Source organism: Sphingobium boeckii (assembly GCF_014199215.1).
In the GTDB taxonomy this organism is placed as follows: Bacteria; Pseudomonadota; Alphaproteobacteria; order Sphingomonadales; family Sphingomonadaceae; genus Sphingobium_A; species Sphingobium_A boeckii.
Genome location: NZ_JACIJC010000006.1, coordinates 1 through 15,397, shown reverse-complemented (window position 1 = coordinate 15,397; position 15,397 = coordinate 1). Strand labels below are relative to the sequence as shown.

Sequence of the window (15,397 nt, the reverse complement as noted above, 5' to 3'; positions counted from 1 at the left end):
AGAGTGAAGAGCATGGCCGATATCCCCGCCCGCACCGAGATTGGCGTCACCACCGGACCGATCCGGGGCAGCCGCAAGGTCCATATCGCCACCAAGTCCGGCAGCGGCATCCGCGTCGCCATGCGCGAGATCGACCTCGAGCCGTCCTCGGGTGAGCCCAGCATCCGCGTCTATGACACCTCCGGCCCCTATACCGATCCCGCCGCGCAGATCGACATCATGGCCGGCCTCCTCCCGCTCCGCCGGGACTGGATCATGGCCCGCGGCGATGTCGAGGCCTATGACGCCCGCGCGCTCAAGCCCGAGGACAATGGCCAGCTCGGCCCCGATCGCAGCGGTGGTGTCCGCCCCTTCCCCAATGTGATCAAGCAACCGCTCCGTGCCAAGGCCGGGGCCAACGTCTCGCAGATGCACTATGCGCGCAAAGGCATCATCACGCCCGAGATGGAATATGTGGCGGAGCGCGAGAATCTCGGCCGCGAACGCCTCGCCAGCTATGTGCGCGACGGCGAAAGCTTCGGCGCGTCCATCCCCGATTATGTCACCCCCGAATTCGTCCGCAACGAAATCGCCCGCGGCCGTGCGATCATCCCCAACAACATCAACCACCCCGAATCCGAGCCGATGGCGATCGGCCGCAATTTCCTGGTCAAGATCAACGCCAATATCGGCAACAGTGCGGTCGCCTCCAACGTCGCTTCGGAAGTGGACAAGATGGTCTGGTCGATCCGCTGGGGCGCGGATACCGTGATGGACCTCTCCACCGGGCGGAACATCCACGACACGCGCGAATGGATCATCCGCAATGCGCCCGTCCCGATCGGCACCGTCCCCATCTATCAGGCGCTGGAAAAGGTCGGCGGCGTCGCCGAGGATCTCACCTGGGAAATCTTCCGCGATACGCTGATCGAACAGGCCGAGCAGGGCGTCGACTATTTCACCATCCATGCCGGCGTGCGCCTCGGCTATATCCCCATGGCCGCCAAGCGCGTGACGGGCATCGTCTCGCGCGGTGGATCGATCATGGCCAAATGGTGCCTCGCGCATCATAAGGAGAGCTTCCTCTACGATCATTTCGACGACATCACCGAGATCATGAAGGCCTATGACATCGCCTACAGCCTGGGCGACGGTCTGCGCCCCGGCTCGATCGCCGACGCCAACGACGAAGCGCAATTCTCCGAACTCTACACGCTGGGCGAGCTGACCCACCGCGCGTGGAAGAGCGACGTTCAGGTGATGATCGAAGGGCCGGGCCATGTGCCCATGCACAAGATCAAGGAGAATATGGAAAAGCAGCTCGAAGTCTGCGGTGAAGCCCCTTTCTACACGCTCGGGCCGCTCACCACCGATATCGCGCCGGGCTACGATCACATCACCAGCGGCATCGGCGCGGCGCAGATCGGCTGGTATGGCACGGCGATGCTTTGCTATGTCACGCCCAAGGAGCATCTGGGCCTGCCCGATCGCGACGATGTGAAGGTCGGCGTCGTCACCTACAAGCTCGCCGCCCATGCCGCCGATCTCGCCAAGGGCCACCCCGCCGCCCAGGTCCGCGACAATGCTTTGTCAAAGGCGCGCTTCGAATTCCGCTGGCGCGACCAGTTCAATCTCTCGCTCGATCCCGAGACCGCCGAGCAATATCACGATCAGACGCTGCCCGCGGAAGGCGCCAAGACCGCGCATTTCTGCTCGATGTGCGGCCCCAAATTCTGCTCGATGCAGATCAGCCAGGAAGTCCGCGACTTCGCCAGCAAGCAGAATCAGGGCGTCGAAGGCTTTATCGCGACGGGACCAACGGGCGCGGAGACGGCGGCTGCGAGCAAGGCGGCCGCGCTCAAGGGCATGGAAGAAATGAGCCGCGTGTTCAAGGAGACGGGGTCAGAGCTGTATATGGGGATGGGCGATCGGGAGCATGATTGAGGGGAACGGTAAGTAATTAGAGCGCGATGACTTTAGGTCGATCCACCCCCGTCATTGCGAGCGTAGCGACGCAATCCAAAGCGGTTTTTGCCACCTTTGATTGCCGTGTCGCTGCGCTCCTCGCAATGACGGAGCCAGGTGATGTCATCACGCTCTAAAAACCCCGCCCCTTCATGGGAGGGTTGGCGGTGGATGGCCACCGCTCCAATGAGCCGCCCCATGTCCATATCGACAAGGGCGGCGCATCCATCAAGATCTGGCTCGATCCGGTTGCGCCAAGAACACCGGCTTTCGTAGATCGGAGATCAATGGCATAATCAATATGGTCGCGGAGCATCGCAGCCGGCTGCTGGAGGCATGGCCTGAATATTTCGGTTAAGATTGCCGACGAGCGCGTGGCCGATGTCCGCTGCGACGATGACAGTTTGATCGTGGACCTGATGGATGGCCGCACCATCTCCGTGCCCCTCGCCTGGTATCCCCGTCTCGCCCAAGCCACGCCCCCCAACGCGCGATCTGGGAGATCGCCGGTGGCGGCCATGGCATCCACTGGCCCGAGATCGACGAGGATTTGAGCACGGAGGGCTTGCTCAGAGGTGCGCCTGCGGCGAAGCTGGATTGATGCTGACGGCCTGGGCCAATTACTGCGCCTGGATCAGAAACTCCCAGCGGGTGCCGCCAAAACCGCGCATTTTGCTCCGTGAGCGCGCACAAAATTCTGCTCGATGCAGATCAGCCAGGACGTGTGGGAATTTGCTACATCGTGCGCAGCAGGAGCAAGGCGTCGAAGGTTTCATCGTCACCGGGCTAACGGGGCTGAAATGGCAGCGGCCAGTAAGTCATCCGCGCTCAAGGGCGTGGAAGAAATGAGCCGGGTGTTCGAGGAGACGGGGAGCGAATTGTGTATGGTGCTGGCGGGCGGGAGCATGATTGAAAGAAGGTCTTTCTCTCTTCATCGGAGTTACGCCAGAATTGGAAATTCAATGCTTGTCCTCTCGCCACCAAAGCATGCGGGTGGGCGGTAATTTATAATTAGGGCTATCGAGCGGACAGCGCAGCGCCCAGATGACGCCTTTTAAAGACAACATCAGACAGGAAACTGCCAATATAATTTGAGCCGCGCTGTTCATAATGATCATACCTAAAATGGCACGTCGTCGTCGATTTCGGGATCAAGCGTTTTCGCCCAAGTGGGAAGAATACTTTCTGATGCCTCTCCCGAAACCACAGCTTTAAACTGATCCCAGTGATTTCTAAGTCTATCCCGTATCAGACTTCCCTCTTCTGGATTCCAAGTCCATTCTCTTTGAGCATTGTATCGCCCTCGCCAAAAGTAACCGTGTTCTCTGACCCGTCTCCAAATCATCTGTTCTTCGTGTGTCAAAAGTGATGGTGCGATAAGTGCCAAAGAAACTACTCTGTCGGCTTCATCTACATGCCACAGCTTGGAGACAACTTGCTTGAGCGATAAGTCATAGTCTGAGTCGGCGATATCGGAGAGACGAACTGATCCTAAAGCTTCGGCGACCGCCCATTCTATAAAACTACTCTTCGTGCGCCGCTGAGCGCGGGAGGCCAAATCGCATAGATAGTTCAGTTTGGGGTCGAATCTTACAGTGACCGTTTCTGAGCGGGTGAGCTTTCCGCCTCCCTTTTTTGGGCTAGATTCATTTTTAGATGGAGAAGAGTCCGGCCTCTTGATTGCCATTTCATGCGCACGCTCAAGCCATTCTTTTCGCCCACCGTGCGCCCCGCAACCGAAGCAATGGAAGAATTCCCTTTCATCATTTACAACGAAACTCGGTGTTGTTTCGGTGTGAAACGGGCAAAGGCCCTTCCACTCGCGACCGGCCTTCGTGAGATTCACACCCCGTCCGATTATCTCAGACAGCAAAGGCGAATCGGTTTCTGACGGGTGAATCTTGGGCATGAGTTGAATGTTATACACAGAGCATATGTGTTGTCTATCAATACATGTGTTCTAGCCGATGCAATGCATTGTGGTCACCGCCCTTGAATTGCGGCAACAGTTTTACTTCATCCCCGATCCTTACCTACCTTCCTCGGCCGTCCCCCATTCGCCCCATTGGCCCGCGCCGCTGCCGCTTTCGCGGGCGACGTCATGCTTCCGCCCGCCGTGCCAGTTCGCGCATCCATGCTTTGGTCCCGAACGATCCGGCCATCAGCGCGGGAACGGAAAGGTCCACGTCCAGCGCTTCCCAGTGCAGGCCAAAGCTAGCGCCCGCGATCTCCACCTGCGCCAGTTGATCTGGCGTCGCCGCCTCAAGCCCCTGTCCCAAAGCGGGCGGGAAGGCGAAGGTCGCGCCGCTGGCGAGGTCTACGATGATGCGCTCTGCTTCGCGATCGTAGCGCGCCGCCACCGCGCTTGGTTCATTCACTTCCGCAGCCATCGAGCCTCCCCGTCCCCGACCCAATGTTTGCCATCCTTCGGCGCATCCCACGGGTTCACGACCGACCAACGCCGTTCCGGCAACAGCGGCTCGTCATCGCCTCGGCCGAGCGCCTGCCGCGCCAGATGCCGAAAGCTGCGTGCGGCCTTGGCCTTCCACGGCTTGTCGCTCTTTGCGCAGGTAAAGCCCATGATCGGCGTCTTTTTGCGGCTGCGACTCATCGCCCCTCCAAATCGCTGCCCGCGCATGGACAGCCGACCTGAGTAGCAGAAGAACAAACAAAGCACAAAACCTCTTCCAATGTAGGATTTATTCTGCTTCACACTGGTCGATGAGCAAGCATACGCCCCGCAAAGCCTTCGCGCCCGTCGCCGACGCGTGCGATCCCCCGCCACCCGCATCGCCGCACCCCGCATCGCTGCCTGCGGCCATCGATGACGACGCGCCACCCCCCGAACCCTATGACCCCACCGACTATCGCTGGGTGCCCGTGCGGCGCAAACCGCGGCTCGATGGCTGGACCGAGGAGAAGCAGCGCCGCTTTATCGAGACGCTCGCCGATACCGGGCTGGTCAATGTCGCGGCGGGGGCCGTCGGCATGTCGCGGGAGAGCGCCTATCGCCTGCGCCGTTCAGCGCATGGCGCAGCCTTCGCGCGTGCCTGGGATGCGGCGCGTCATCATGCCGGCGGGCTGATTGAGGACATCGCCTTCGAGCGCGCGATCGAGGGCACCGAGATCGAGGTGCTGGACCGCTTTGGCAATGTGATGGCCACCCGGCTGGTCCACGACAATCGCCTGCTCAAATATCTGCTCAGCCATTTGCGGCCCGAGCGCTATGGCCGGGATCGCCATCTCGCCATCACCCCACCCGCTCTTACCACACCCGCACCCAGCACATCCGCCGCGCAAAGCGAGCCGGGATTGGAGGGCGCGCCTCAAGCGGCGGCCGTGCCCGCGCTGGAAGAGAGTTTGCGCGCCATGGAGCCCGCTTTGCCCGCGCCGCCCGAACAATTGCTGGATGCCGAAACCCTCGCCGACGAACTGGACCTTGCCGAGATGGCCGATGGAATCCTGCCGCACTTCCTCGCCGAGCAGCGCAGGCCGAAAACCGAGCCCGAGATCGCGGCGGAGGCAGCGGCGGCGCGCGAGGCGCGGGGGCTTGCGGCGATGCTGAAGCACAAAGCGGGCGGCATACAGACCCATGAGGAATTTGCGGACGAATGCTATTATCTCGATCCGGTGAGCAATGCCCGCCCGCTTTGCCGCAGCCGCCGGAAAACGCCGACAGTGTGACCCCAGTGTGACCTTTGGCGCGTGACCTTTGGCGCGAGCGCCTTGGTGGAAAGCATGTCGGCAGGGTGCGATTGACGCGATCGTCGCAATAGCGTGTAGGAACCGACTTGCATGACAGACCTCGCCATCCGTGCCCGCCGCGCCGCCTTCAATCGCGCCATTGCAGAGGGTGACGCCACCGCCATCGCCCCGATCCTCGCGCGCGATTGCGTGATGGTTACGGGCACGGACAGCGCGGTGATCGCCGGGCGCACGGCCCAGGTGAAGGTCTGGCAGCGCGAATTTGCCGCGGGGAAAGCGGGACCCGCCGCGCGCCTCATCTATGTCCGCACGCCAGGCAGCATCACCCTCTCTCCGGTCGAGCCAATCGCGCTCGAACAGGGCGCATGGCAGGGCGGCACGGCGCAGGCCGACGGCACGATCAGCGCGCCCGTCGCCTCCGGCCTCTACACCGCCAAATGGCGCGAGACCGGCGGCGAGTGGGTGATCGAGGCGGAAATCTTCATCACGCTGGGCTGATCGGCGGGTGATGAAGGGCTTGCCCTGCGCCCAGAACGATCCACGCCATGGCGACCCACATTGCTGTTCCCGCGCAACTCTGTTATAACGTCCGTATGAACGCACCGCTCAAAATCACCAAGATCGGCAATAGCGCCGGAGTCATCCTGCCCAAGGAGCTGCTGGCACATTTGAATGCCGCGGTCGGCGAATCCCTGTCCGTGGTCGTCACGCCGCGCGGGATCGAACTGTCCGCCGCCGAAACCGATTTCGATGCCCAGATGGCGGCGGCGCGTGATGTTATGGCGCGGCGCAAGCGGGCGTTGAAAGAACTGGCGAAATAGCATGTCCGGCGCATGGATATGGGTTTCGCTCGCGGTGGCCGAGGCCGCCCATGCCGAGCAGCTTGCCGAACATGGCGGGGGCGAGGGGGTGCGCGACGCGGGCTTGCTGGAAAGCGCGATGGCGCGACCTCAGAATCTGGTCACTTATGGCGATCCCGATGCCGCAGCGCTCGCGGCGGCTTATGCCTATGGGATCGCCCGCAATCATCCCTTTGTCGATGGCAACAAACGGACGGCAGCGGTTGTCAGCGAAACCTTTCTGATGCTGAACGGCTATGTCCTGACGGCGACCGACGCAGAACTCGTCGTAGCATTTCTCGCGCTCGCTGCCGGAGACTTGTCCGAAGAAGAGCTGACCGACTGGTTTCGTGGGCATCTCATGCAGGGCTGAAGCGCATAGCCCTGTCCTGCAGCGGCAAATCTGATCCATATTGGCGATGGCTGACTTCAGCGCAGCACGCCCTTCGTCCGCATCCGCAGGGCATAATAGAGGAGCAGGATCGCCACGATATGCAGCGCGGCGCTGAACAGCCATTCGCCGCCGCTGGTGAGGCTTGCGGGCCGGTCGCTCAGCGCGAATTGATAGATCGTGACCAGCATCAGTCCCGCCAGCGACACCGCAAAGGACAAGACCGCCCAGCGGCTGCGCGCGAGCAGCAGGAGCGATCCCGCCAGAGCGCCGAAAACGCCAGCGCCCCAGGCGAGGATCGACCACAAGGGAAAGGCATCGACCCAGGTCATCATCTCCGGCGAAAAGCCCGCCAAATAGTCCGCATTGCGACTGTTGGTCATGGTGAAATCGAAAACGCCGCCGCAATTCCAGAGCGCGCTGATCAGGCTCACCGCCCAGAGATGCCAGGGTGTTTTCGCCGCTGTCCGTGCCTCGTCCCGTGCTAAATCCATGCCAGCCTCCTTCCCCAAAGAGGCATATGGCATAGCATGAATCGGGGCCGTCTACAGCGTCACTTCGCCCTCATCCTCACCGTCCCAATAATGCGCGCGTTCGGCATGGACCTTCAGCAGCACCAGGCCCGGCGTATCCGCGCCCTGCGGCCACCAGCGCTCCAGATCCTTGGTCCAGTGCTTTTCGAACTGCGCCTTGTCGCGGATCAGCTCGGCCCGGCCTTCCACCGCCACGAAAAAAGGCCGCAGCCCGAGCGGCCCGGCCTTGCCCTGCAGCGTCAGGCCCACTGTGGGATCCGCTGCGATATCGCTGACCATCCGGCTGTCCTCGGTGGTGAAGAACCAGCTATCGCCGTCATAATCGACGTCCCGGTTGTTGCTCATCGGTCGCGCGGCGATCGCCCCGCCGTCGGTGCGGGTGGACAGCATCGTGAAATCGATGTCGCGCATCTTTTCGGCGATGTCCTTCAGGGTCTTGGTCATGGCGCTCTCCATTGGCTTGTCTTCACAGAAAGCCGCTGCGCCCGCTTCGGTTCCCTGGCCGTTTCCGATCCCCTCCGGCGCGGCTCAGTCCTGCCGCTTTTTCACGAATTCGGCCCGCAGCACGAGGCCTTTGATGCCTTCGTAACGACAGTCGATTTCCTGATCATCGCCGGTCAGCCGGATCGATTTGATCAGCGTGCCGCGTTTCAGCGTCTGGCCGGCGCCCTTCACCTTCAGATCCTTGATCAGCGTCACCTGATCGCCATCGGCCAGCAGATTGCCGACGGCATCGCGCACTTCGATCCCGCCCGCACGCGCCTCCGTGGCGGCGTCGCTGGCGCTAACCCATTCGCCGCTCGCTTCGTCATAGACATAATCGTCATCGCCCGCGTTCATATCCATGATCTCCCCCGCGGACAGAACATCCGCTGGCGGCGGCTTAGCCGCTCGAGACGCAAAGGGCCAAGGCGCAATCTTCTTTGGGGCAGGGAAGCACCACTCCGCAGGAAGGATCGGACCTCATCACCCCCTGCCCGGATTGGATCCGGACAGAGGCGGGGGAGGGTTTCAACCCGGCACGCAGAGCTGCAATTGCAGGCCGAGTACCCCGATCAACTGGTCTTCGATAAAGGCCTCGCCATAAAAGGACGCCATCAACGACAGAAACGCATATTCGGCAGGATCGCCCGCATAGGGGATCATGGGAACGTCGTGCCATGCCCCCCTGATCTTGATGCTGCCCGTGATCAGGATCACGCCATCATCGGGCAATTCAGCATCCTTCCAGATCATGGGATCATGAAAATCGCCGACCGATCCATCATAGAAATGCAGATTGCCGTCAAATGTCTTCGCAAAGGATCCGGCGGTGATCTTGATCCTATATTTCGCGGATTCATCGACCGCCAGCATTCCGCATGATGCCAAAAGAATGCTGGGCTGCGCGCCGGATCGCAAAACGTCGGTCAGGTTCAGACGCGGCTTGGTCACGGAAATCTTCGTCATCGGCTGTCTCCATCGATATGATCATGCCTCGGTCTGATCATCCACAACGTCTGGATACGCGGTCACGCTGGCCGGATGTTTGGAACACCGACGCTTATCGCGCGCCAGCCCAACCCGGTCCGTTTCGGAGTCATCAATGGAGAAGGACGGCCACAGCGATCATCTGCAGCCCACGCCGACTAACGCCCTTCGCCCGTGCGATCGCTATCGCTTAGAATGGAGGCGCATCTGGAAATACGGACGGATGGGGCAGCGGATTTCAACTCTTCAGCGTCACCAATCCGGATGCGCCGGCTTTGGTCGAAGGATTGGATGCGTTCTGCTTTTTCGGCTTTTCGGCCTTGGGCTTACGGATTTCCTTGCTCGATTTCTTCTGGCTCTTGGCCATGTCCGTCATCCTCGCGGGCGAAATGCCCGTAGAGAGCCTAGGCGATCATGGTCAGCTTGACCCGCAAAATCGTCGGGCTGGTCCATCAACCGGGCATGTCGGTCATCATCGGCAGCCTGGTCGATTCCTCGGCAAGATTGGCGATGACCCGGCGCAGCAGCGACTGCAGCAAATCAACCTCATCGTCGCTCATGCCGGCAGTGGCGATATCGTGGACCTCGGCGTTGAAGGGCGCCAAGATCGCTTCCAGAGTTCGCGCATGGGGCGTAAGATAGATATGGATTTTGCGGCGGTCGGTCTTGCTCTTTTCACGGCGGATCAGCTTGCTGGCTTCCAGGCTCTTCAGCGCCACCACCGTGGTCGGCTCGCGCATACCCACGCGGTCGCTCAATTCCCGTTGCGTAATCCCGTCCTCGCGCCAAAGCTGACGCAGGAAGCGCCATTGCCCCGCCGAAATATCGCGCTGCAGCGTGCGTTTCTCCATAAGTCGCGAAAAACCACGAAAGGCCACACGGGTAAGATAACCGATGCTGTTTTCCGGATCCTTATAATATTCTGCAGGTTGACGTGTTCGATTATCAGGCAAAACGCGGCTCCTAATGGTCGCGTGGACGACAATTCTGGGATGTGCTGCACAACGCCTTAAGCTGATCTCAAATGAGGAGCAAGTGACGTCAAGCGATTGATGTCGATAACTTGACGTTGAATGAGCACGTATATGCCATAAACATGTACAATCAAGATCAATACCATAATGGATGATTTTGGCCGGCCCTGACATCAAGAAACATTCAATATATAAAATGATATACGGTTCAAAAGCAGCCATACGCTTTTGTGACAACGGGCAATGGACTGCGTCCACCGCTCGTTTCCGCTACGATGCTCGACATTCTGAAGTGGTGAATAGATACTGATACGATACCGGACTGCCATCCGGATCCACATCGGGGCTGAAGCGCCAAAGATCACGCGGCCCGAGCAAAATCAGGCATAATAAAATCGTTTCGGCACCAATCAACAACCGATCAGTGCCTGCCCAGTCTTGTAGCGGCGCGCCCTCAACAATAGCTGCGCGCATTCACGCGGGTGCTGATCAATCCAGTTCGACGCGCTTATGTCGTCGTCTTTCCGGGCCGATATAGGGGCCGCGCGCTTTTTCGGCTTCGCGCTTCGACGCTTCGGCCGCTGGCTCCGGAACATTCTGATTCTTGCGCATACACCCCCCAGTGATTTCCGCGACCCAAGTCTTCGATCGATTGATGATGACCGATAGCGGGAATTCTTTAACGGCAGGTTTGTGTTGATTGTCTACAAACCCTTAGCGCAACTATTCTTCCGACATCCCGCCCCGCCGGGTCATTTCAGTTGAAGGCGGTCTGCCCGCCGAGGAATCGCAAATGCGTTGGTTAGGCGGCCGGCAATGATCAAACCGATAAATTTGCCACCCCACATGCGCTGCGCGCCTTTGTCAGAAAATGGCGTTACTACGACCCTTCCATTCCGTGCGTCCGAACATCCGCAGAAAGTGGAATTTCCCGTGTCAGCTTGACGCACTGCATCGGTATGTCGGTCTTGATGCTGCGCACGCCCTTGATGCGTGCAAGATGCTCGGCCTGGAAACGCCTTACGCCTTCCAAATCCTCAGCGACGATCCGGAGCAGGAAATCGCAATCGCCGGCCATCAGGTGACATTCAAGGATTTGATCGAGCTTCGATACTGCCTGAATGAAATGTTCGACCTGGTCCTCATCCTGTCCGGAAAGCCAGACCCGCGCGAACACGGTCATGCCCATGCCCACCTTTGCCGCATCAACCAGAGCGACATAGCGTTCGATCACGCCGGCCTCTTCCAGCAGACGCACCCGGCGCAGACATGGTGAAGGCGACAGCCCCACCTTTCGCGCCAATTCGTTGTTCGCACAGCGACCATCGTGTTGCAGTGCGCGCACGATGCGCTGATCGATGGCGTCTAATCTCATTGGAACGGAATGCCTCATAAAGTGGGAATCGGCGCGATCTATGCCAATATCAAGGCGAAAAGCTGATATATACGCAAGCCCATTCTGCGGACTATGCGCTATTGCTTGCGTGCGTTATCCAATTGGGAAGCACCCATTTGCGACGCACCGAAATGGAGAAGCAATGTCCAGGCAATCAGTTTCGCGGCGGGTTACGGCCCCGTCACTTCGGACGCGCAAAGGCGGCGAAAAGATCGTCTGCCTCACGGCCTATACCGCCCCCATGGCGCAACTCATGGATCCGCATTGCGATGTTCTGCTGGTTGGTGACAGTCTCGGCATGGTGGTTCACGGCTTGCCGACCACCGTCGGAGTCACGCTCGACATGATGATCCTTCATGGCCGCGCCGTGGTGCGGGGGAGTTCACAGGCCTTGGTCGCGGTGGATCTGCCGTTCGGCAGCTATGAGCGTTCAGCGGAGCAGGCCTTCGATGCCGCCTCTCGCATCCTGTGCGAAACGGGTGCCCAGGCCGTGAAAGTCGAGACGGGGCAGGGCGTTGCAGACAGCATTTCCTTCCTGACGGGTCGTGGCATCCCCGTAATCGGCCATGTCGGTTTGCGCCCGCAGGCGGTCCATCTCGAAGGCGGCTTCAAGGCCCGCGGCCGCAGTGCGGAAGAGCATGAACGTGTTTTGGCGGAGGCTCGCGCGACGGATGAGGCTGGTGCCATCGCGATGGTGGTCGAGGGCGTGACGCCCGCATTGGCAGCGGAGATTACCGCTACGGTCTCATGTCCCACGATCGGTATTGGCGCGTCCCATGTCTGTGACGGCCAAATTCTTGTCACCGAAGACATGCTTGGCCTGTTCGACTGGACGCCCAAATTCGTGCGCCGATATGCAGACCTTCGCACCACTATTGAGGATGCGGTGCAACGTTACGCAGCGGATGTGAGGTCCGGCGCTTTTCCGGCATCGACAGAGGAATATCGCCTGGGGTCGCGCACATGACTGCCCCCGCATTGAGCGCGGCGCAACGCGAACGCATCATGGCCAGCTTCGCACGTCAGGGCTTCCTGCGCGGCATGGGCGCGCGAATCGTCGACCTGGAGACCGGGCGCTGCGCGATCGAGCTGCCGTTCGGCGATGCGGTATCCCAGCAGCACGGCTTCTTCCATGGAGGCGCAATCGGCGCGCTTGCCGACACTGCCGGCGGCTATGCGGCCATGACGATGGTTCGCGACGACCAGGAGGTCGTGACACTGGAATATAAGATCAATTTCTTGCGCCCAGCGGTCGGGGACCATCTGATTGCCCAAGGCGACGTGCTGCGCGCGGGTCGTTCGGTGATCGTGGTGCGGGTCGATGTATATGCGGTGGACGGAGGTCGCCAAGTCCTTTGCGCTGCCCTTCAGCAAAGCATCGCACCTGTGCCTGCTACGGGCCCGTAAGCCGGCAGCCAGTGAACATCGCGCTTCTTGCCGCCTTCTGGGCGGTGTCCATCATGTTTGTCATCACCCCGGGAGCCGATTGGGCTTATGCGATCTCCGCCGGGATGCGTGACCGCGCGGTGCCGCCCGCCGTCGCGGGCTTATTGCTGGGTCATCTGGTTGCGACCCTGATCGTTGCTGCTGGGGTCGGTGCCCTGATCGCCGCCATTCCCCTTGCGCTCACCATGCTGACCATCCTCGGAGCCGCTTGTCTGCTGTGGCTCGGCACCGGTCTCATCGCCAATCCGCCAATACCCGTCGCCGCGGATCAGCAGGGCCAATACTCATGGCGGCGCTGGGCAGTGAGAGGGGCCGGCATCAGCGGTCTCAATCCCAAGGTCTTCCTGCTGTTTCTGGCACTGCTACCCCAATTTACGGATGTATCAACGGCTTGGCCGATGCCTTTGCAGATCGTCGCACTGGGTAGCGTCCACATTTTCAACTGCGCCATCATTTATCTGATGGTCGGCTACGCCTCGCGCGCGATATTACGCACCCGTCCACAGGCGGCCAGGGCGGTAGGTCGTGTGTCGGGGATCTTGATGATCATTCTCGCCATCGCTCTCGTCGCAGAGAGCCAGCTTCGGTGAGGATGCCGACCGATCGCGCGATCGCCGGGAATTGCGGTCAGGAATGGCGTAACGGGAGTTGGATCGGCCTGAACAACCTTGGCCGAGAAAGCAGCAAAAATGGAAAACCAGACCGTTAGTGGACGTCTACGGACCCTAACGGACTGGTGCTTGGTGCCAGAAGAGAAACTAATAAATTCATACAGCTAATTGAGATAAAAATTCAAAATAAAATTAGCTGAATAAAAGTACCATATAAAACGCCTTCTTGAATTAACTAAGCAGCGTTTCGAGTCCCTTCACGTTTCTTCCTGAATCTCAATACAACTATTCAAAGTTAGATGAGTTGTTCGTATTTGTCCAGAGATTTTCATAGACGTCCATGGCTTCGTTCTTTCATTTTCAGTCTGACCTGCGTCCTGTTCAAGCGCTGTGGAGCACAAAAATAGGGTATGCGCCGATCTGCGTCACACGTTCGCGGCTTAAGACGTATTCGACGATGAGGGCCTGGTCTGCGGGATCATCGCTCGCAATGATATAATCGAGCCAAAAGATATTGCGGTCTGCATCCTCGGTCATTTCGCCTCCAATCTGCTTCACCCTAAAATGAAACGTGTCTGGAAACAGCCGCCGTAATCATCTGACAGTCAGAATGGATCAAATTTATGAGCGTGCGAAAGCCAATAGCGGATCGATATCATGCGCATCGGCGGCTTTGAGAGCAGCGACATATGCAGCGCGCGTTTTGCCCGCATCTACCAGACTGACGCTGCCCCATGTGAAACGTGGCCGTCCGAGCTGGACGGCGAGCATATCGCCAACCATGCGCGAAAAGCGGCCATTGCCGTTCGGATAGGGATGGATGGCCACAAGCCTATGGCTGAATCTCACGGCAATTTCGTCGGGCGCATAGATTTCATTGGCGACCCAAAATTGCACGTCGTCTATGAGCTGGCGCGTCTCTGTGGGGATGCGATAGGCATCAATGCCAATATTGCGCGGGGTCTGTCGATATTGGCCTGCCCATCGCCAGACCTTGCCGAACATGCGCTTATGCAAGTCATTCAGAAACGCATGATCCAGCACGTCGCGCTTACGTGACGACAGCCATTTGCTTGCCGCAGCGATATTGATCTGCTCGGCTTCGTTCAGTTCACGGCGTAGCGCGATATAGGACGGAATAAGCTGCTCGCGCTCTTCGGCGGTCAAAGGCGTATTGGCTTCGTCATCTTCATCAAACAAAGGATCGGTCATTCGTCATCCCATAGGCCGCGCAGCGCCCCGGATAGAAGATCGTCGATCATGCGTTGCCGCTCGTCGGCAAGGTCGCCCTTTACCATCGCCTGATTTTCAAGACGCATGGTGTGGTCGAGGCGCGATAGCTCCATGCCAGCCTTACGGGCGGCCTGATCGTGCAAAATATCGTCGAGGGGCTTCGTAGGCACGAAGGCATAGACGAGCGTACAGTTCATGGCCTCGGCGGCTTCACGCAGAGTTTTGAACGTTGTCGCGCCCGTGGCCTCGGCCTTTTCGATCACGGGGATACGGGATGGAGAAACCCCCATTCGATTCGCCAGTTGGCGCGTGGTCATGCCTAAAGCTTCACGAATTGCCCTTGTCCAGCCGCGTGACGGCATGGCAATTGGGGCGTGTCGCAGGGGTGCGAGACGCTTTTCAAGGTTCTTTCGCGCGAGGGCTGCTTGATTCATGCTCATGTTTATATGTCCATTCCGAGAAAATTATAACATAAATATGTGAGCAAAACAACGAGATATGATCACTTATATATGAGCGATAAACGAGTCTATGCTCATATATAAGTGTCCTCCCCGTAGCTGAGGCTATCTCAAAACAGCGAGAATTGCCGCGCGGCTTCTATCTGCCGTTTCCATTCAGGGCTGGCGGCTTCTTCGTCCAGCCACTCAATGACCTGTGCAACAACATCGCCGCAAAGCCCTTCGATTGTGCCGGGTTGATGAAAGTGATAGCGATATCCCGTCTCCGTGATGGGAAGGGGTGCGCGGTCCGGCTTAATGCTGTTGATTGCTGCTGAGAAGTGACCCGGGGTTTTCATCGAGAAGTGACCCGTCTGTAGGTTATGTTTCGAGTTTCATTGGTGGGTCAAGATGG

Annotated in this window: 25 protein-coding genes and 1 pseudogene; 11 read left to right on the top strand and 15 right to left on the bottom strand. The window is 59.2% G+C overall.

Annotated features, from left to right (window positions below; all coding sequences use genetic code 11):
• Window positions 1–12 precede the first annotated feature (12 nt).
• The 4 genes from thiC to FHS49_RS20020 all read left to right on the top strand — a co-directional run bounded on the left by thiC (window position 13) and on the right by FHS49_RS20020 (window position 2,545).
• A complete protein-coding gene (thiC, locus tag FHS49_RS17565; protein WP_184021347.1) occupies window positions 13–1,923 on the top strand; it encodes a phosphomethylpyrimidine synthase ThiC in 1,911 nt (636 codons plus the stop codon).
• Window positions 1,924–2,096: 173 nt separating this feature from the next.
• Window positions 2,097–2,240, top strand: coding sequence for a DUF4160 domain-containing protein (locus FHS49_RS19925; protein ID WP_343053018.1), 144 nt, complete (start codon window positions 2,097–2,099; stop codon window positions 2,238–2,240).
• 123 nt (window positions 2,241–2,363) lie between these two features.
• The gene (locus FHS49_RS17555; RefSeq protein WP_343053022.1) at window positions 2,364–2,498 is read left to right on the top strand and encodes a DUF2442 domain-containing protein; all 135 of its coding nucleotides are present in this window, start codon (window positions 2,364–2,366) and stop codon (window positions 2,496–2,498) included.
• Window positions 2,468–2,545, top strand: coding sequence for a DUF2442 domain-containing protein (locus FHS49_RS20020; protein WP_425502724.1), 78 nt, complete (start codon window positions 2,468–2,470; stop codon window positions 2,543–2,545). The genes FHS49_RS17555 and FHS49_RS20020 overlap by 31 nt, the downstream gene beginning before the upstream one ends.
• Before the next feature lie 1,101 nt (window positions 2,546–3,646).
• Here the strand turns inward: FHS49_RS20020 and FHS49_RS20015 are convergent.
• The 3 genes and pseudogenes from FHS49_RS20015 to FHS49_RS17540 form a co-directional block, all read right to left on the bottom strand.
• Window positions 3,647–3,853, bottom strand: a pseudogene (locus FHS49_RS20015) (CHC2 zinc finger domain-containing protein); the annotation flags it as partial.
• A 190-nt stretch (window positions 3,854–4,043) separates the two neighbouring features.
• Window positions 4,044–4,334, bottom strand: coding sequence for a DUF2442 domain-containing protein (locus FHS49_RS17545; RefSeq protein WP_246351000.1), 291 nt, complete (start codon window positions 4,332–4,334; stop codon window positions 4,044–4,046).
• Complete coding sequence (locus FHS49_RS17540; protein ID WP_184021341.1) at window positions 4,319–4,555, bottom strand: hypothetical protein; 237 nt, start codon at window positions 4,553–4,555, stop codon at window positions 4,319–4,321. The genes FHS49_RS17545 and FHS49_RS17540 overlap by 16 nt, the downstream gene beginning before the upstream one ends.
• A gap of 110 nt (window positions 4,556–4,665) precedes the next feature.
• Here FHS49_RS17540 and FHS49_RS17535 point away from each other — a divergent pair, with 110 nt between their 5' ends.
• The 4 genes from FHS49_RS17535 to FHS49_RS17520 all read left to right on the top strand — a co-directional run bounded on the left by FHS49_RS17535 (window position 4,666) and on the right by FHS49_RS17520 (window position 6,861).
• Window positions 4,666–5,628 carry a hypothetical protein gene (locus FHS49_RS17535; RefSeq protein WP_184021338.1) on the top strand — a complete coding sequence of 321 codons (963 nt, stop codon included), beginning with the start codon at window positions 4,666–4,668 and terminating at the stop codon, window positions 5,626–5,628.
• A gap of 111 nt (window positions 5,629–5,739) precedes the next feature.
• On the top strand, window positions 5,740–6,147 hold the full coding sequence (locus FHS49_RS17530; protein WP_184021335.1) for a DUF4440 domain-containing protein: 408 nt from the start codon (window positions 5,740–5,742) through the stop codon (window positions 6,145–6,147).
• 95 nt (window positions 6,148–6,242) lie between these two features.
• A complete protein-coding gene (locus FHS49_RS17525) occupies window positions 6,243–6,470 on the top strand; it encodes an AbrB/MazE/SpoVT family DNA-binding domain-containing protein (protein WP_184021332.1) in 228 nt (75 codons plus the stop codon).
• Window position 6,471: 1 nt separating this feature from the next.
• Window positions 6,472–6,861, top strand: coding sequence for a type II toxin-antitoxin system death-on-curing family toxin (locus tag FHS49_RS17520; protein WP_184021327.1), 390 nt, complete (start codon window positions 6,472–6,474; stop codon window positions 6,859–6,861).
• A gap of 56 nt (window positions 6,862–6,917) precedes the next feature.
• On the opposite strand, the gene FHS49_RS17515 is transcribed toward FHS49_RS17520, so the two are convergent.
• From FHS49_RS17515 to FHS49_RS17485, 8 genes are all read right to left on the bottom strand, one after another.
• Window positions 6,918–7,373, bottom strand: a complete 456-nt coding sequence (locus tag FHS49_RS17515; RefSeq protein ID WP_184021324.1) for a hypothetical protein — start codon at window positions 7,371–7,373, stop codon at window positions 6,918–6,920.
• A gap of 51 nt (window positions 7,374–7,424) precedes the next feature.
• Window positions 7,425–7,856 (bottom strand): pyridoxamine 5'-phosphate oxidase family protein, encoded by a 432-nt coding sequence (locus FHS49_RS17510; protein WP_184021322.1) that lies wholly within the window; start codon window positions 7,854–7,856, stop codon window positions 7,425–7,427.
• 84 nt (window positions 7,857–7,940) lie between these two features.
• Window positions 7,941–8,252, bottom strand: coding sequence for a zinc ribbon domain-containing protein YjdM (locus FHS49_RS17505; RefSeq protein WP_184021706.1), 312 nt, complete (start codon window positions 8,250–8,252; stop codon window positions 7,941–7,943).
• Between the two features lie 171 nt (window positions 8,253–8,423).
• A complete protein-coding gene (locus FHS49_RS17500) occupies window positions 8,424–8,861 on the bottom strand; it encodes a hypothetical protein (protein WP_184021320.1) in 438 nt (145 codons plus the stop codon).
• 259 nt (window positions 8,862–9,120) lie between these two features.
• Window positions 9,121–9,249: a hypothetical protein gene (locus tag FHS49_RS19855; protein WP_281397117.1), complete on the bottom strand. Its 129-nt coding sequence runs from the start codon at window positions 9,247–9,249 to the stop codon at window positions 9,121–9,123.
• A gap of 85 nt (window positions 9,250–9,334) precedes the next feature.
• Window positions 9,335–10,078, bottom strand: a complete 744-nt coding sequence (locus FHS49_RS19720) for a MarR family winged helix-turn-helix transcriptional regulator (protein WP_246350997.1) — start codon at window positions 10,076–10,078, stop codon at window positions 9,335–9,337.
• Between the two features lie 48 nt (window positions 10,079–10,126).
• Entirely contained in the window at window positions 10,127–10,330 is a 204-nt protein-coding gene (locus tag FHS49_RS17490) for a hypothetical protein (RefSeq protein ID WP_184021318.1), read from the bottom strand.
• Between the two features lie 406 nt (window positions 10,331–10,736).
• Window positions 10,737–11,249 carry an Lrp/AsnC family transcriptional regulator gene (locus FHS49_RS17485; RefSeq protein WP_246350994.1) on the bottom strand — a complete coding sequence of 171 codons (513 nt, stop codon included), beginning with the start codon at window positions 11,247–11,249 and terminating at the stop codon, window positions 10,737–10,739.
• Between the two features lie 145 nt (window positions 11,250–11,394).
• On the opposite strand from FHS49_RS17485, the gene panB reads away from it, so the two are divergent.
• From panB to FHS49_RS17470, 3 genes are read left to right on the top strand one after another with little or no spacing between them, the layout of a single operon-like run.
• Window positions 11,395–12,219, top strand: a complete 825-nt coding sequence (panB, locus tag FHS49_RS17480) for a 3-methyl-2-oxobutanoate hydroxymethyltransferase (RefSeq protein ID WP_184021316.1) — start codon at window positions 11,395–11,397, stop codon at window positions 12,217–12,219.
• Window positions 12,216–12,659 (top strand): PaaI family thioesterase, encoded by a 444-nt coding sequence (locus tag FHS49_RS17475; protein ID WP_184021314.1) that lies wholly within the window; start codon window positions 12,216–12,218, stop codon window positions 12,657–12,659. Before panB ends, FHS49_RS17475 begins: the two co-directional genes overlap by 4 nt.
• 11 nt (window positions 12,660–12,670) lie before the next feature.
• Window positions 12,671–13,288 carry a LysE family transporter gene (locus FHS49_RS17470; RefSeq protein WP_184021312.1) on the top strand — a complete coding sequence of 206 codons (618 nt, stop codon included), beginning with the start codon at window positions 12,671–12,673 and terminating at the stop codon, window positions 13,286–13,288.
• Between the two features lie 402 nt (window positions 13,289–13,690).
• Here the strand turns inward: FHS49_RS17470 and FHS49_RS17465 are convergent, their stop codons facing one another.
• The 4 genes from FHS49_RS17465 to FHS49_RS17450 all read right to left on the bottom strand — a co-directional run bounded on the left by FHS49_RS17465 (window position 13,691) and on the right by FHS49_RS17450 (window position 15,341).
• The gene (locus FHS49_RS17465) at window positions 13,691–13,846 is read right to left on the bottom strand and encodes a hypothetical protein (protein ID WP_184021310.1); all 156 of its coding nucleotides are present in this window, start codon (window positions 13,844–13,846) and stop codon (window positions 13,691–13,693) included.
• 84 nt (window positions 13,847–13,930) lie between these two features.
• The gene (locus tag FHS49_RS17460; protein WP_184021308.1) at window positions 13,931–14,521 is read right to left on the bottom strand and encodes a mobile mystery protein B; all 591 of its coding nucleotides are present in this window, start codon (window positions 14,519–14,521) and stop codon (window positions 13,931–13,933) included.
• Entirely contained in the window at window positions 14,518–14,982 is a 465-nt protein-coding gene (locus tag FHS49_RS17455; RefSeq protein WP_184021306.1) for a mobile mystery protein A, read from the bottom strand. The genes FHS49_RS17460 and FHS49_RS17455 overlap by 4 nt, the downstream gene beginning before the upstream one ends.
• A 131-nt stretch (window positions 14,983–15,113) precedes the next feature.
• Window positions 15,114–15,341, bottom strand: a complete 228-nt coding sequence (locus FHS49_RS17450; protein ID WP_184021303.1) for a hypothetical protein — start codon at window positions 15,339–15,341, stop codon at window positions 15,114–15,116.
• Between the last annotated feature and the right edge of the window lie 56 nt (window positions 15,342–15,397).